General features: G+C 41.0%; 19 protein-coding genes (1 of these 19 only partly in view). 10 read left to right on the top strand and 9 right to left on the bottom strand.

All coding sequences use genetic code 11. From position 1 onward, the window contains the following. From LEP1GSC062_RS17060 to LEP1GSC062_RS17095, 8 genes are all read left to right on the top strand, one after another. Nucleotides 1-1,177, top strand: the end of a protein-coding gene (locus LEP1GSC062_RS17060) for an HD family phosphohydrolase (protein WP_010578311.1). It extends 1,244 nt beyond the left edge of the window; 1,177 of the gene's 2,421 nt are visible here — the last part of the coding sequence; its start codon lies off the left edge, out of view; its stop codon occupies nt 1,175-1,177. Between the two features lie 128 nt (nt 1,178-1,305). Continuing rightward, the gene (ybeY, locus tag LEP1GSC062_RS17065) at nt 1,306-1,671 is read left to right on the top strand and encodes an rRNA maturation RNase YbeY (protein ID WP_010578310.1); all 366 of its coding nucleotides are present in this window, start codon (nt 1,306-1,308) and stop codon (nt 1,669-1,671) included. Then, nucleotides 1,644-2,426, top strand: a complete 783-nt coding sequence (gene recO, locus LEP1GSC062_RS17070) for a DNA repair protein RecO (RefSeq protein ID WP_010578309.1) — start codon at nt 1,644-1,646, stop codon at nt 2,424-2,426. The genes ybeY and recO overlap by 28 nt, the downstream gene beginning before the upstream one ends. Then, nucleotides 2,410-2,652: a hypothetical protein gene (locus tag LEP1GSC062_RS17075; protein ID WP_010578308.1), complete on the top strand. Its 243-nt coding sequence runs from the start codon at nt 2,410-2,412 to the stop codon at nt 2,650-2,652. The genes recO and LEP1GSC062_RS17075 overlap by 17 nt, the downstream gene beginning before the upstream one ends. Before the next feature lie 79 nt (nt 2,653-2,731). Then, nucleotides 2,732-3,022, top strand: a complete 291-nt coding sequence (locus LEP1GSC062_RS22285) for a hypothetical protein (protein WP_020984968.1) — start codon at nt 2,732-2,734, stop codon at nt 3,020-3,022. Continuing rightward, a complete protein-coding gene (gene argS, locus LEP1GSC062_RS17085; protein ID WP_020984931.1) occupies nt 3,019-4,779 on the top strand; it encodes an arginine--tRNA ligase in 1,761 nt (586 codons plus the stop codon). The genes LEP1GSC062_RS22285 and argS overlap by 4 nt, the downstream gene beginning before the upstream one ends. Then, entirely contained in the window at nt 4,779-6,035 is a 1,257-nt protein-coding gene (locus LEP1GSC062_RS17090) for a nicotinamide-nucleotide amidohydrolase family protein (protein WP_020984959.1), read from the top strand. Before argS ends, LEP1GSC062_RS17090 begins: the two co-directional genes overlap by 1 nt. After that, a complete protein-coding gene (locus LEP1GSC062_RS17095; protein WP_010578305.1) occupies nt 6,032-7,111 on the top strand; it encodes a PQQ-binding-like beta-propeller repeat protein in 1,080 nt (359 codons plus the stop codon). The genes LEP1GSC062_RS17090 and LEP1GSC062_RS17095 overlap by 4 nt, the downstream gene beginning before the upstream one ends. 78 nt (nt 7,112-7,189) lie before the next feature. Here the strand turns inward: LEP1GSC062_RS17095 and LEP1GSC062_RS17100 are convergent, their stop codons facing one another. The 6 genes from LEP1GSC062_RS17100 to LEP1GSC062_RS17125 all read right to left on the bottom strand — a co-directional run bounded on the left by LEP1GSC062_RS17100 (nt 7,190) and on the right by LEP1GSC062_RS17125 (nt 12,347). Further along, nucleotides 7,190-8,182 (bottom strand): response regulator transcription factor, encoded by a 993-nt coding sequence (locus LEP1GSC062_RS17100; protein ID WP_010578304.1) that lies wholly within the window; start codon nt 8,180-8,182, stop codon nt 7,190-7,192. Beyond that, the gene (locus LEP1GSC062_RS17105) at nt 8,182-9,315 is read right to left on the bottom strand and encodes an LIC_12097 family sensor histidine kinase (protein WP_010578303.1); all 1,134 of its coding nucleotides are present in this window, start codon (nt 9,313-9,315) and stop codon (nt 8,182-8,184) included. Before LEP1GSC062_RS17105 ends, LEP1GSC062_RS17100 begins: the two co-directional genes overlap by 1 nt. A 12-nt stretch (nt 9,316-9,327) precedes the next feature. Then, a complete protein-coding gene (gene lenA, locus LEP1GSC062_RS17110; RefSeq protein WP_078131922.1) occupies nt 9,328-10,026 on the bottom strand; it encodes an endostatin-like outer membrane lipoprotein LenA in 699 nt (232 codons plus the stop codon). Nucleotides 10,027-10,042: 16 nt separating this feature from the next. Next, the gene (gene secG / locus LEP1GSC062_RS17115) at nt 10,043-10,393 is read right to left on the bottom strand and encodes a preprotein translocase subunit SecG (protein ID WP_010578301.1); all 351 of its coding nucleotides are present in this window, start codon (nt 10,391-10,393) and stop codon (nt 10,043-10,045) included. A gap of 94 nt (nt 10,394-10,487) precedes the next feature. Beyond that, the gene (gene tpiA, locus LEP1GSC062_RS17120) at nt 10,488-11,240 is read right to left on the bottom strand and encodes a triose-phosphate isomerase (RefSeq protein WP_039942530.1); all 753 of its coding nucleotides are present in this window, start codon (nt 11,238-11,240) and stop codon (nt 10,488-10,490) included. Nucleotides 11,241-11,474: 234 nt separating this feature from the next. Then, complete coding sequence (locus tag LEP1GSC062_RS17125; RefSeq protein WP_010578299.1) at nt 11,475-12,347, bottom strand: hypothetical protein; 873 nt, start codon at nt 12,345-12,347, stop codon at nt 11,475-11,477. A gap of 686 nt (nt 12,348-13,033) precedes the next feature. Here LEP1GSC062_RS17125 and tnpA point away from each other — a divergent pair. Both tnpA and tnpB read left to right on the top strand, forming a co-directional pair. Beyond that, nucleotides 13,034-13,297 carry an IS66 family insertion sequence element accessory protein TnpA gene (tnpA, locus tag LEP1GSC062_RS17130; protein ID WP_010578298.1) on the top strand — a complete coding sequence of 88 codons (264 nt, stop codon included), beginning with the start codon at nt 13,034-13,036 and terminating at the stop codon, nt 13,295-13,297. 14 nt (nt 13,298-13,311) lie between these two features. Next, entirely contained in the window at nt 13,312-13,611 is a 300-nt protein-coding gene (tnpB, locus tag LEP1GSC062_RS17135) for an IS66 family insertion sequence element accessory protein TnpB (RefSeq protein WP_078125315.1), read from the top strand. Between the two features lie 481 nt (nt 13,612-14,092). Here tnpB and LEP1GSC062_RS17140 read toward each other — a convergent pair whose 3' ends face one another. The 3 genes from LEP1GSC062_RS17140 to LEP1GSC062_RS22290 all read right to left on the bottom strand — a co-directional run bounded on the left by LEP1GSC062_RS17140 (nt 14,093) and on the right by LEP1GSC062_RS22290 (nt 15,383). Continuing rightward, a complete protein-coding gene (locus LEP1GSC062_RS17140) occupies nt 14,093-14,401 on the bottom strand; it encodes a hypothetical protein (RefSeq protein WP_139357263.1) in 309 nt (102 codons plus the stop codon). Nucleotides 14,402-14,689: 288 nt separating this feature from the next. Continuing rightward, nucleotides 14,690-14,953: a toxin-antitoxin system HicB family antitoxin gene (locus LEP1GSC062_RS17145; RefSeq protein ID WP_010578294.1), complete on the bottom strand. Its 264-nt coding sequence runs from the start codon at nt 14,951-14,953 to the stop codon at nt 14,690-14,692. Next, complete coding sequence (locus tag LEP1GSC062_RS22290) at nt 14,937-15,383, bottom strand: putative toxin-antitoxin system toxin component, PIN family (protein WP_010578293.1); 447 nt, start codon at nt 15,381-15,383, stop codon at nt 14,937-14,939. The genes LEP1GSC062_RS17145 and LEP1GSC062_RS22290 overlap by 17 nt, the downstream gene beginning before the upstream one ends. Nucleotides 15,384-15,453 lie beyond the last annotated feature (70 nt).

Raw genomic sequence — 15,453 nt, forward strand, 5'->3', positions numbered from 1 at the left:
ACAACTTTCTATCGCGATCGGATTTTATCTTTCCTTTTTCGTTTTTATGGCCTCGCACTACAATCCGACTTCGTTTATGCTCGGATTCGTCTCTTGTATCGTTTCTGCGAGTTATGGAAGAAATCTAAAAAAACGAATCGACTTTATCAAAGCGGGTTTGTACATCGCGGGGGTTCAGATCGTCATCGCTTCCAGCGGTTATTTGTTCGATTCTCGTAACTATTGGGTGGCGATTCCGAGCGGATCTTGGATCAAGGATTTGGTCGAGTCGAATATATTCAAATTGTATGTTCTTTGTCTGATCAACGGATTTGCTTGTTCCACCGCGGCGCAGTTTTTGCTTCCGATTTACGAATATCTATTCAACGTTCCGACTCGTTTTAAACTGATGGAGCTTGCGGACACTGGTCATCCTCTATTACAGGATCTTTTGACCAAAGCGCCTTCCACGTACACACATACGTTTTTAGTTGCGGCTCTTTCGGAACGCGCCTGTCAAAATCTGGGTTTGGATTGGCTTTTGACAAGAGTAGGAGTGTATTTTCACGATATCGGTAAAATCCCGAATGCCGGGTTCTTTGTGGAAAATCAACATTTGATCCCGAAAAAAGAGAATATCGACAAAAACAATCCGGCACTTGCGGCCAAGATCGTCATTGATCATGTGTTAGACGGAATTGAAATGGCGAAGAAAGCCAGACTTCCGAGAGAGGTAATTGACTTCATTCCCGAACACCATGGAACTTCAACGATGGCGTTTTTTTATCACAAGGCATTGTCCGAACTTTCTCCGACTCAGAAAAAGAAACTGAAAAAACAAGACTTTCAGTATCCCGGTCCTAAACCTCAGAGAAAAGAAACTGCTATCGTAATGATTGCGGATTCTCTCGAAGCGGCGTCTCGTTCGTTGGAGGAGATTACTCCTGAGTCTTTGGACAACCTCATCACCAAAATTATCGGGATCAAACTCGCCGAGAATCAATTAGACGAATGCGGACTTACGTTAGGCGATCTGGAAGTAATCAAAGCTTCGTTTAAAGAAGTATTATTGTCCAGCCTTCATTCCAGACCAAAATATCCGAGTATGGAAGCCACCAAAGCATTGGAAAAAAAGAATGCGTTAAATTCCATGAACGGATATAAGCAGACCAAGGCCGCTTCGGGGAAAACAAACTGATTGCAGATTCGGTCTCCATTTCCAACGACTACGGGGATATTTCCTGGTGGAACGAAACGGAGGTAATTTTCAATTGTGGGATTCTTTTCCGTAAGGAACTAAAGGATTTTCGATGTGAACTCAGCCTTTTGCTCGTCGGTGATTCCGATATGAGGGAAATCAATCGTTTGCGTCGTGGAAAGGACAAAACGACGGATGTACTTTCCTTTCCGTTGGAGTTCGGTAGTTCGCCTTTACAAAACGTTCTTCAAAAACGAAAGGGTTTTGATTCGAATTCATTACCTCCGATCGCATTAGGCGAAATTGTGATCTCTATAGATACTCTTGAAAAACAAGCCATAGAAATCGGACATTCTGTTAAGGACGAGTTTTACCGTCTTTTGGTTCACGGTTTTTTACATCTCCTCGGTTATGATCACGAACGCGGAGAGGAAGAGGAACGGATCATGAAATTAAAGGAGGATGAATGTCTGGAAATTCTCCGGGAGCTTTGAAAAAAATACGCGGAATTGTCTTGGAGTCTAGAACGATTCAAGAAGGAGACGCCCTCATTCGTCTTCTTCCCGAGATTGGGCAGGTGGAAAATTTTCGCGTGCGCGGAATTCGAAAAAGTAAAACCAGGCCGATCGCGTCAGTGGAGCCCGGTTCTCTTTCCGACGTGGACTATTATCATTCCAAAAACAAAGAGACGTATAACGTCAAAGAGATTTCGCTTATCAATCGATTCGACAGGGCTAAGTCCGGATATTTCGCGGCGGTGCTCGTGTCGTATCTTGTGGAACTCGTTTCCTCCTTCACTCCGGACGGAGCGGAGCATCCGGGCGAGTTTCGACTTCTTTCCGGGGCATTGGAGGAATTGGAGGAAAATGGTCCTTCCGAGTTGATTCTTCCTTTTTTTAAATTACGCCTTCTCGTTTCTGGAGGTTTTCTTTCCAAGGAACTTGTTTGTCATTCCTGTGGAACGGAGTTGAAAAAGATGGTATCCGTCACTTTGCAGACTTCTCCTTTCGAACTTATATGCGGAAATTGTCTTCATGGGGATAGGAACGATTTGGGTTTGGCGCAGTGGATACAGACATTTTTGATGCTTCGATTTCGGGATTTAAAAGAGAGAAAAATATCCGTTGAAAACATCTTGGACCTGGACAGAATTTGCAATGAGATGCTCGAACCTATTTTGAGAAAGAGGTTGAAATCGACGCTTACTCTCTACGATGCATTGGGAGAGAATCTTGGAAAATTTTTTTAAAACAGTACTCTTTTCGTTTTATTTCTGTGTTCTATTGTTTCTTGTGATTTTGGATATCCGATGGGATCAAAAATTTACTCCCAGACAAATCCCGACCGTTGTAGAAGCGAGAGGTAAGCGGACTATTCTTGTTTCCGTAATGGATTTGAAAAAAACTGTATTTCAGCAGTTGGAATTGAGTTGGGAAAATTCCTGGAAAAAGAACGTGTTTTACGAAAGGAAATGAAATCAACTATTCCTTTCGAAATTGGCGACAAAACAGCTTGTATGGTTTCGTACGGATTAGTTTTGCAATAAGGATTTTTATGAAAGAAATTGAAGCAAAAAGGGAAGTTTTCCCCTTGGAAAAGTCGCGTCTCGCGTCCCCCTCTTCGGGAAATTCTTTCGTGTTTTCCCCGGACCCGGTCTCACCGAACTTCGTAGGAGTTCCCACATTTTACGAAAGACTGCTCATCTCAGCTACGCAGAGAAACAATGTCTATGTAAAACTCAACCTCTCTCCCTATGGATCGCTCTCTTTTCCAACTTCGTTAGAAACCACTCGCAATATTTTGCTCGTTGCTTGTCTCGCTCTCTATGGATCGCTCGACATATGAAAGAAAATGAAACGCTCAAACAAATCGTATTAAAGTCACTGGAGGAAGGGATTGATTCCCTAATTGCCTCGTTTCCGGACGTGGAAAAAGGTTTGCTTCGAATAAAAGTCGAATATTCCAGAGATGAAAAATTTGGAGATTATTCCACCTCGTTTTCATTAGAAAATTCTAAATTACTAAAAAGAAATCCGATTCAAGTATCGAAAGATCTAGTGGAGATCCTGCAAAAACGGACTGACCTTTTCGAAAAAGTGGATTTTACCCCTCCCGGCTTCGTAAATTTCAGAATTTCCCCATCGTATCTTTTGGGATACATAGAAAGCTCCATTCTTTCTGGAAATTATTTTCCGAAAGTGGAACGTCCTCTCAAGATTAACTTAGAATTCGTATCCGCAAATCCAACAGGTCCGCTCAACATAGTTTCCGCACGAGCCGCAGCAAACGGAGACGCTATGGCTTCTCTTTTAAATGCGATCGGTCATAATGTGGACAAGGAATTTTACATCAACGACTACGGAAATCAGGTTTTTTTGCTCGGAGTTTCCACTTTGGTTCGGATCCGAGAAATAAAGGGAGAACCCAGCGCCCAACAAGAAACGGACGATACTACGCCGATAGATACGATTTTGGAAAAGAATATATTACCGGCTGAGGGTTATCGAGGCGAGTATATAAAGGATATTGCAAATGCTCTTTTAAAAGATCCGAAAAAATCCTCTAAGATCGAAACGTTATTAAAGGAAAAAAAATACCGTGAACTCGCGGAGCTTTGTTCTATCTGGACCGTGGAGAACAATCTTGATTGGCAGAGAAAGGATTTGGATTCGTTCGGAGTTGAATTCGACAATTACTTCCGTGAACGCACGTTACACGAGACCGACAAGGTTCTTGCGGTGATGAAAGATTTGGAAAAAGCCGGAAAAATCTTCGAAGAAGACGGGAAAAAAATATTTCGGTCCACGGAATACGGAGACGACAAGGATCGGGTTGTCGTTCGGGACGATGGAAGGCCAACGTATCTTTTGGCGGATATTGCTTATCATAAGGATAAGATCGAACGCGGATACGATAGAATCTACGATATTTGGGGACCCGATCATCACGGTTATATCGCAAGACTTGCCGGAGCGATACAATCACTGGGATATAAAAAAGAGAATTTTAAAGTGATAATCTCACAACAAGTCAATCTACTCGAATCGGGACAGAAAGTAAAGATGAGTAAACGTGCTGGTTCCTTTCAAACGATGAGTGATCTCATCGGATTTTTGGGAAAACACGGTAAAGACGTAGGACGTTACTTTTTTGTAATGCGTTCCCTGGACGCACCTCTCGATTTTGATTTAGACCTGGCCCAGGACCAGTCGGATAAAAATCCGGTTTTTTATCTGCAATATGCTCATGCAAGAATCTGTTCCATCTTTCGAGAGGTGGGAACGGAAAGTTCAGCCGAAGCGGCCAAATCATTGGAAATGTCCGAAGAGCGAAAAAGACTTTTATTTTGGATCGCAAGGTTTCCCGAGGAAATATTTGATTCTGCAAATGCGATGGAGCCGCATCGTGTCACCAATTATCTACAGAGTTTTGCAAAGGCCTTTACCGGTTTTTATTTAGGAAAGACTAATAGACTAAAGGACGCGTCTCCGGACGTGCGTCTTGGACTTGCAAGAATTTGTCTTGCGGCAAAGAGCGTGCTTGCGGAAGGGCTCGGGTTGATCGGTGTTTCCGCTCCGGAAAAAATGGAAAAGGAAAGCTGATGTCTTTTCCTAAAATTATCGTAATATCTACGGGTTCGGAACTTACGGCAGGAAGAAGTCAGGATACGAATTCCTCCTGGATTGCAAACGAACTTTTTGGGATGGGTTTCACTGTTTCCAAGTTTGTTGTTTTGCCTGACGATCCGGTCGTTATACTGGAAGAATTGCGAACGTTAACCGAACTCGCTACGAGGGAAACTTCGATTCTTTTGGTGATGACCGGAGGACTTGGACCTACGGGGGACGATTATACTCTGGAAGTGGTTTGTAGGTTAAAGGGGGTTGCCACCCAAGAAAGCCCGGTCGCAAGACAAAGAATAGAAACCTTTTATAAACTTCGTGGAAGAAATTTTCAGGAAGCAATGCAGACAGCGATCCGACAAGTATCCGTTCCGGAAGGTTCTATCATATTAAATAACACTGTCGGAATTGCACCGGGTTTTATCTTATCACTGGCAGAAAACGCGCATCTAGGTTGTATGCCTGGTGTTCCGGGAGAAATGACCGAAATGTTCCGGGAAGAGTTCGCTCCTTGGATATTAAAGACGTATTCGTCCCGAGAACTCTACTCTGGATTTCGATTTATCTGGTGGATGAGCGAGTCGCAATTTCAAAAAGAATTTATTTCCAAAGAAAATACCATAGCGGACGGAAAGGTAATATGGGGAGTAGCGGCAAAAAGAGGATATATCCGAGTAAGTTTTCAATCCGCCGATCGCACGTTAGTCGAGGATCTACTCCAAAAACTGGATACGGTCTATGGACTCAAATCCACGCCGGACGTATTCGAGGAACTTCCGAAGTTATTGGTGGAAAGAAAAATCAAAGTAGGGACTGCCGAAAGTTGTACCGGCGGATTGATCGCCAAAACGCTTACGGATGTCCCCGGATCTTCCGAGTATTTTTACGGAGGAGTGGTCTCCTACGATAACGGCGTAAAGTCCGGACTTCTCGGAGTCAAACGCGGCACGTTGGACGAGTTTGGAGCCGTGAGCGCGGAAACGGCGAAAGAAATGGCGGAAGGAGCGTTAGACGCTCTTGGAGTCGATTATTCGATCAGCGTCACCGGAATCGCAGGACCGGGAGGCGGAACTCCCCAAAAAAAAGTGGGGCTTGTCTATATCGGGATAGGACAAAAAAACGGAGAAACCGAAATTCACGAACACTACTTTCCGTTCCCGAGAAATTCTTTCCGAGAATTTGCCGCCCATACTGGAATTTATTTATTATACAATCGTTTGAAGAGGTCTGTATGAAGCACTTTTCCATAGCGGGATTCGGTTTATTTTTTTCCGTATTGTTTTTTTATCTTCTTGGAAACCCGTATTCCACTGCGATCGGAATTCAAAAAGTGTGGGCCTTTTCCAAATCGGCGCACGTAGGAATGATACCTGATCCAAGATTTTTATGGAATCCGGAAGAAACAATCAACGGGTATAAATTCGAGAATTCGTATTATCCTATCCAGTTTACGAGAGGAGTCGCGCTTGGCGATACAAATAGAATCGAATATCCTTTGAATACGAAAGGGTATCTCGAATACAAAAAGATAGGCTCCGAGGTGAATTTTTATTCTCCTTCCGGAGAGATGTTGTGGACAAAGGAGTATAGAAGTTATCCCCGAATTTCTCCTTCTGGCAATCTTGTGCTTTTAATCGCTGGGGATCATAACCAGGTGATTTTATCGGATATCAACGGGAACGTTACCGGAGCCGGAAAAATAGACGGGAGATTTTTGACCGATTATGCGTTTGCTCCGGCCTCGTTGATAACGGGAGTTCTTTTTTCGGGAGGAGAATTATTCGTTCTGGATGCAAAAGGTGAGATTCAGATCAGGAGAGATCTCGGTTCCGAAAAAAATCCGGTTTTTGCAAAAAGTATTTCTGTTTCTCCAGATGGAACTAAAACGGCGATTCATCTTATGAATGCAAATAAGGATAGGATTCTCGTTTTAGAAAGAAACGGGAAGGAGATTTCTTCGTTCGAATTAGATACGATTTATCCTCATAAACTGTATTTAGCGATTTCTAATACGGGAGAAGTTCTCATTTCGGCTCCGAATCAGGTTGAATACTATGATATTTCTGGTAAAAAAATTCTAAATATAAAACGAAAGTCGAATAACGGAGTATATCAGACCGTATTTCACAACGGAGACTGGTTTGCCGTCGAGTTAAATCAGGAAATTCTTTTCATCGATGAAAACGGAAACATTTTAAAAAAGGAGAGGATCAAAAGTACCGATCTTCCGGCGCGATTTTTCCCTTCCGGTAAAAACGGTTCTGTTGTATTGGAAACTGGAAAAGAACTATTTCTTTATCGAAATCTTTGATTCTTAACAATTTCTAATATACAAAATAATAAAAGTATTAAATTGATGATTCCGGAGAATTATGCTTTTTGAATTCGTTCAAACTTCGTAAATGGAAAGAGACTTATAACTTTTATTCCCTTGTTTATCGAGAAGGGCGATAATTTCGGTTCTTTTCTCTTTTTCAATATTAAAGATCAATTGATCTGAAATTTCCCGACAGATATATAAACCTCTACCGTGTGAGTCCGCAAGCCCCGGTGGAAATCCGGTAGATTCGTCTACCGTGATGTGGCGATCCAGTCGTTTTAAAATTTCCTTCTTATCTAAAGAACCGAAATGATCCCGAATCACGATGATGAAGGTGTTCTCGGCGATTCCGTAGCCGATCTCGAAAAAATCAGATTCTGCAAGTTGAATGTTTTCCATAGGGATAACAAGATCTCGGGAAGGAAGTTCGTACTGATATTTGTAATTTCCTTTGGAATCTCTCGGTGCACGGATCATCGCATTGGAGGTAAGCTCTTCCAGGATTTGATTGATCGCGTTCGGCGCTCCTTTTTCCACGAGAAACTTAGCGATTCGATTACAGAGAAAATTTCTTTGTTCGTCCGAGTAGATTCTTTTGAAAACGATTCCGTTCGAGTTAGGAACTGAAAAATCCTTATCTTCTTCTTTGGATTCTTGAATGACGAATTCCGGTCCAAAATATTTTTCCACTCCGAAAATATCTCTGGTGAGGAGTTTATGAACCATTACCGAGATCAACTTGATATCCAAGAAGGAATATTTGGGAATAATATTCCAGATACCGTGTTTGTGCGCGAAGTTGATATAGTCGTTGATATTGTAAGCCGTCATCAACGTATAAAGAACGTAGGGAAATTCGTGTTGGATCGTTTTGATCAAATCCAAACCGGTTTTACCCGGCATTCGAATATCGGTAATGACCAGATGAATCTCTTCGCTTTTTAATATACGAATCGCTTCGTCGTAATTCTCCGCGTCGAAAATTTTATATTTTCCAGAAAGTAAATCCTTAATCGCCTCCCGGATTGAATGAATATCTTCAACGATAAGAATACGATACATCAGGAAGAATATCCGTGATTTTGTGTGAGAGGGAGGGACACTCGAAATCTGGTTTTTTTTTCGAAAGACTTAACCGATAATTCTCCGCTGTGTTCCCTGACAATGGAATGGCAAATAGAAAGTCCGAGTCCGGTTCCGATTCCGGTTTTATTTTTTGTAAAGAAAGGGGAGAATATCTTGTCGATCAGATTGTCAGGGATTCCTCCTGCGTTGTCTTCCACGATGATATGTACCATATTTCTCGTTTTACGGACTTCCACACGGATTTTTCCTTCTCCATAGTCGAAGGCTTGCAGAGAATTCTTAAATAAATTGATAAAAAGACGTTCCATCTTCACCGGATTAAATTGAAATGTGGTTCCGGGTTCGCAGAGAATTTCCCAGGTGATATTTTTAGAAAGAACAGGATACACCCAGATTACGTTTTCCTTTGCTTTTTGAATAGTTTCGTATATGTCTACAGTCGTAGTCATCAAACGATCTGGTTTGGCAAAACTGATGATGTCTGTTACGATCATCGCGGCGCGAGTTAGATCTTCTTTCATCATATCCAAACGTTTCCGGAAAAACTCTGGGTCGATCGAAGTTAGGTTGTTCAAAAGACTTTGAAGAGTTAAACTCATACCGGTAAGTGGATTGTTGAGTTCGTGCGCGACTCCTGAAATAAAAATTCCCAAAGAGGCCAGGTTGCGGATTCTTAAATTCTCTTCTTCCTTTTCCCTGATTCGAGTGATATTACTTACCTTTTCGAGAACGGAACCGATGACACTATCTTTTTCGATCGGATAAAAGTCCAAATAGAGAGTTTCTTTTTGGCCCCTAACGGAATGGAAAATTTCTCGGTTCACATCCGATTTGGGATACTCAAAGTATTGATTGAAGTTCTCTTCCTCCGGTTGCATCTCTTTCATCGGACAATAAGGACAGACATCGCCGCGGTTGTAGAGAACTTCGTAGCATTTTTTTCCTATAATGGAAGAGAACGAAGATTGACCGGAAAATTCCAGTGTGGATCGATTTACTCTGCGGATGCGAAATCCCGGATCAATCAATACCAACGGCTCGGTAATCCCATCCAAGATGGATTGAAGTTCACCCGCTCTTTCTAAGAGATTTTCCTGCAACGAGGACATGAAGACTCAATATTATAGAGAATCTTTAAAAGTTTGCAGTAACTTTTTTTTATTTTTTGCCGATTCCTGGCGTTGCATTTCTTGGAGTCTTAGAAGTTGGATCAGAAAATCTTCCAGAAGTTTTAAGTAAAATTCCTGCTTAAAATCGGATTTATCTCGATCATCCGAAAGAAGTTGGATTGGGTAACGAACTTCTTTCCCATTTTGGTCCGCTTGTAGAACAATATCATCCACATTCTGATCGAGAGGGGTTTCATCCGTTAAGCGAATGAGAGTCGTATCGGAACCGTCCATATTTTCCGCTTTCACTTCCGTCACAACTTTGGAAAGAGTGGTTCCCGTAAATTCCAAAAGAATGGATTTGCTCTCAGCCTTTTCGATACCGTTCTTTTTTTCCTGAAAAGAATGTTTTACGATTTTGATTCCTTTTCGATTCGGATAGGTTCCAAGAAAGGTAACATAGATTCCGCTTGGAACGGATTCTATTCTCTCCACTTTCAACAAATCCCGGGTAGCTCCCAGATCTTCGTAGATTTTTAAGATCCTTCTGTTTAAGATGGAAGCCGTATCCGAGGGTTTGTTCTTATGCGTGTCTTCGTTTTGGGAATATACGGAAAGATTTGTGAATACGAGAAAGATAATCAGGAAGTTAAGAAAAAATGAAACAGAGTTCGAAGAAGGATTTTCTTTGTGAAAAAAAAATTTCTCGATCTGTTTCCATCCGGAATTAAGGGTTGGTTGTCGGAACAGAAGATGGTGTCGCAGGAGCCGTATTGGGTGTATTTGTTTCACTTTTAGTCTCCTCAGGTGGTGTTTTTATCAGGGCGGGAACTGTTTCCGGCATCAATCTGTCTTCTTTTTTAGCAAAAAGAAAAGAGAGAAAAAGAGAAAGAATGATAAATAAAATTGCGGTCACACGCGTGGCCTTGGTAAGAACATCCGCCGTGGAAGAACCGAAAACAGATTGACTGGAGCCTCCTCCTAAAAGTCCTCCTCCTTTACCGGTCTGGATCATAACGAGTAAAACCAGAAAGAGAGAAACAAAAACAAAAAGGGTTAGAATCACTCCGTTTAACATATCAGTTCCTGAGAAAAAATTGAATCCTTTACCAAATTATGAAGCCCGGAAGGCCTGACAATTAAAATACTCTTTATCGGAGTTTGATTTGATATTAGAACAGACCCGCGTAAGAATCTATTTTTTGACTGGCTCCTCCTACGAGTCCTCCGTCTAGATCTTTTTCCTTTAATAGGGTTTGTATGTTGTCCGGTTTTACGGAACCTCCGTATAGAATTGAGATGGATTCCGCAATTTCTTTCGCGCCTAAGAATAGGCCGGCTATTTCCTTACGAATAAAAGAGTGTACCTCTTGTGCTTGTGCTGGTGTTGCCACCTTTCCGGTTCCGATCGCCCAGACCGGTTCATAAGCCAGGACCAGATTGGAAAAAGAATGGCTGTGGATTCCTTTCAAACCTTCCCGAATTTGGGAAGAAATTACCTCGAAGGTTTTTCCAGATTCTCTTTCTATAAGAGTTTCGCCTACACAATAGAGCACGATAAAATCGTTCTTTAGTAAAAAATGAATCTTTTCGTTACAAAAGGAATTGGTCTCGCCTAGAAATTGTCTTCTTTCCGAATGTCCGATCATAACGACCTTCACGCCGAGTTCTTTTAGTTGTTCCGGTGAGGTTTCACCGGTGAAGGCCGCAAGCCCGGAAGGATACACATTCTGTGCTCCGACTAGAATTTCTGTTCCTTGTAAAATTTTCGCAACACCCGCAAGATGCAATGTAGAAGGAAAAATCATAGAAATTCTACCTTTAGAAATGGAAGGGATTTTTTCTTTAATCGAATGTGCCAAAGATAGAGCCTCTTTTTCGGAGAGATTCATTTTCCAGTTTCCGGCGATTATCGTTTTGCGCATGCGAGTTCCTCTTGATGGATGATTCCGATAAAACTGGGAAGAGTTTGTAAGAAAGGGGAATGGCTTCAAGGATTTTTTAAGAGATGTGAAAGAAGCGAATTTTTTTGCTCGGAATCGATCGAAAAACAAAAGTCCGATCCGGACAAAAAAGAAAATGTTTTCAATCATCAATCCTCGAATAACTTGAAAACGTACGTTGTTCGAATTGAAAAAGGGGCTCAAGAACCGAAATTTCTACTTCTTTTCGAAGACGGTAACCTGAATGGGGGCGAGTCCGTCGAAATTCGCGGTATCCGCCACTGTCATGCTGTCGATGCCATATCGTCCGGCTTTGGGGATCGTTGGAATGTCTGGTAACGTTAAGCTCGTTTCCAAAAACCAAAATTCTTTACTCTGCGCTTTGGCCGAAATTGCAATCATATTCATACATTCCGTAGCAAAGAGCCCGTATTGATTTCCGCCGCTGTCGAAGTAAAACAGATCGGAGAAAAAATAACCCAAGTCGTTTTGGCGAGTCAGATCCTGGATTTCTTCCGTTAACTTTTGAACCGCCGTGACGGTGCATTGATTCTTTCCGTTTACTGGATTACAAATCTCCGTGAGAGTGGAGTTTGCTTGTGCCGTTCCGGAAAAATTGGAACGAAAGCGCCAAGTGACCGGAGAAATTGCGGTTGCATTTCCTGTTCTCGTAAATCCGGAAGCAGTGGCCGAATAAGGAAATCGAAAACTAAAGTCAGCGGTATCATTCGATTCAAATCTTGCGGTTCTTGCGTCTGGGAATGTCAAATTTCCCGGAATAGAAATTCCCTGCCGAGTAACCTCGAGGTTTCCGCCATTTACGTCCTCAGAAAAATGAACTTCTACGATTAACTTGGTCGTAGGAAGGATTTTTTGAATATGAGTTCTGCCGTCTCCAAAAGGATCTCCAAATTGATTGCAAGACGCTGCAAAAGACTTTGTACCTAGATCCGTCCAATCGATGGAAGCTGTTGCGGCGTTTTCGCTGGAATGAGAGAAGAAATTCCCTCTGGAATGACTATATCCGGAATACCAGGCACTTCTTGAACCGACCGATCTCGTTCGGAGCGCGTGTTGCTTACGATCCAAGCCAAAATGTTCTCATCATTTTTGTTTTCCGAGTTTTGAGGGTTGCAATGGATGAAAAGAATGAAAACTAAAATCAAAAACGAACTTCTCAAGCGGATCTTCTTCGAATACCAAAGACAAACAAACAATTTGGATTGGACTAAAAATGAAACTTTCATATGATTCGCCAGAATAATGCGAAGACAGAAACGACTCAATTTAAATTTACAAATTAGAATTTTTTCATCCAAAGCGTTTCTTGTGATTTTTGTCGCTTCTCATTGAACCGTCTTATTGTATTCCTTATTTAACGTGAGTTCGATATAAGAAAATGAGAAAGAATTTTCTAAAAGTAGGAGTCCCTACTTTTAGAATTTGTTCGTAAAATCGCGATTGTTGTAGTTCCCACATTTTAAGAATAAATTTATAAAGTTCAAATTGAACTTCCTACAGAAAAATGAATCATGGATTTCTTACACCGAACTCACGTTAATTAGGGGTACCAATGTGATATCCGTTCTTCGCGGTGCAGCAAGTGGATTTTCGTGATATTCTGCGACCCAGCGGTTATAACGTTCTTCGCAAAAAACAAGCGCCTCACTATGTGGCAGGTAAGATGGGGTCATGAATAGTCACCATGTGCATAGTTGTAAATGTAACCGTCCAATTACGTCCACCTTTTTTAAATATAGAATCTGAGCTAATCTATGATGATGAAAAAGTCAAAAATAGAATGGTCGCAAGAATTTGCGGGTTTTTCCGAAAGCAGGATATTCCAACGTGAGTATTGTAGGAAACGAGGAATCCAATATGCGACGTTTCGATATCGCTGGGCAAGACGAAAGAATGTATTGGAAGAGGATCGATTCTTAGAAATTCCAAGAGAGCTCGAAGTATCTTCAGCAAGTGCTGACTTTCTCACATTCAAAATAGATGGAAGCGGCAAAGTACATCTCCAAATCAATCTTTAACTGGAGTTTGTTCCATGGAGTTAAACCCAGGAAATAGCAAAGTGTATTTGCGCCCAAGTCCCACGGATTTAAGGAAATCGATCAATACACTTGCGATGATCGTAGAAGGGAGAATGAAAAAGGATCCATATGGAGAAAGCGTGTTTCTCTTCTGCAATCGTAAGAAAGACAAACTCAAAATGCTGTATTGGGACAGGACAGGATTTTGTCTTTGGCAGAAGCGACTTGAGGAAAGTAAATTTCCCTGGCCGAACACGGAGAAAGAAATTCGAAAGATTCCTGTGGAAAGATTTCATTGGTTATTGAACTCATAATTTCGATCTTCCTTATATTTCAGAAAATCTACTGGTTGTCGTCTAACGAAATAGCGGCTCTGAAGTTCGGCGCGTGCGTAAGCACTTGGCGCGAGACTTGCTTAACAAGACGAGTGACAAAGCCGAATTTGGCAAAGCCTGAAGCGAGGGGTTGCAAAGCAATCCCGAGCGAATGGAGCCGCGCAGTTAAGCGCCGTTTTTTGTCAATAGCTCAGGGAGAGTACATCGATATTCCCGATAAGTATCTAAATATTGACTATTAAAGTGACTCTCCCAAATCTTTTCGTGATTTTCAATTACTTCAATTCGCTCTGCTTCAACAAGAAGTAGTCGATACCGGTCTTTCATTATCTTTCCAGAATCATTAAAAAGCACAATCGCCAAGCAAATCGAATTCTCAGATATACCAATCAATTCTTCAAATAGGTAGATGAATTTACTTTTATTTTCTTCCTTTTTGACTCGCTTTAAAAAGCCCTTTTCATTCAGTTACTTTATAACTTCTCGCCGAAATTACTTTCTTAAAACGTAAAATTGATGGAAAATCAATATTGCCGACGCCAGAGGTAAATCGATTCTCTATTTCATATGTCTTTTCTGATAATGACATATCTAATAAAGCAATATCTAATAAAGCAATATCTAAATCGTCTTGATTGCGCAAAATAGATCTTATTTTCGAGTCATGTAATTTTAGTATGAAACTTTCAAATTGTCCTAACTGTTTCCTGCTTTTCTTTAAAAAACTGCTGTAAGTGGTGATAATTCCATCATCAATCTCAGTATTCATAAAAGAATCCGTTAATAGAGGACAAATATTATTAATTTTATTACTCGAAATCATTTTTCTTCATAAATGTAGAATTTAAAAAATGCCGCCTAATGAAAGGGTCTCCTCGACGTTGCGGCCGCGAGCGCCTATGCGCGATGCGGTTGACACGGGGTTCGAGTGAGCCTTAGCGAACGTCTCGCGAACCGAAGTGGCAAAGCAATGTGCAGAGCCGGAGTGAGGGTTGCGATAGCAATCCCGAACGAAGCGAGGAGACGAAGTTAGCCGACGTGCCCCGATTATTAAATATTATAATTTATCCCAAACAAGAATTTTGCCGTCACTATTGATCTCAGAAAGTACATTCCTAAAGTCTGCGAAAATTTGCTTCTTAGTTTTACCTTTGTAATATTTTTCAAAATATTGAGAAGTTTCAAGATCTTGAATTTCTTTGGTAAATGCGTATAATGCTAACTGATTTATTGAAACGCCCTGCTCTTCAGCCACTTTTTCAATTTTATGCTTCAGTTCAGAAGGAATTCTAATAGTTAATACACTAGCTTTTGTTTTCATAATTCTCCCGCCAATAGTTCATAAAATTTGATGGCGTTATAACTTTCAAATCCTGAAATTTTAAATCGTTATCTATTAGATAATCTTTTACGTTACTAGTAATCAAATAATCCGCATTACAGGCTAATGTAAGTTCCACAAAATGATTATCATCTTCATCGCGCAAGCTTAGACGAAAGGCAAAATAAATCGTCTGCGGATAGCTTATGTAAGCAATAAATCCCAATATCTTTTTTATTTCTTTATTATTAATTCCAAGATCTACTTTCGAAGTCTGTCTATTTAATACTTCCTCGTATTCTTTAAATACTGGTATTGATAATCCTAACTTAATTTTCTGATCGAAAATTAATTCCAGAATTGCTCGCGAAGCTCCTTTTTTTGCTCTTAACGCTTGATAAAGGACATTTGTATCTAAGACGACTTTCAATATTTAGATGGTAGTATATATACTGTCATCTGTCAATCGCTAATTTAGCCTCTTCGAGCAGGATTTGGGG

Source organism: Leptospira alexanderi serovar Manhao 3 str. L 60, assembly GCF_000243815.2.
Classification (GTDB): domain Bacteria; phylum Spirochaetota; class Leptospiria; order Leptospirales; family Leptospiraceae; genus Leptospira; species Leptospira alexanderi.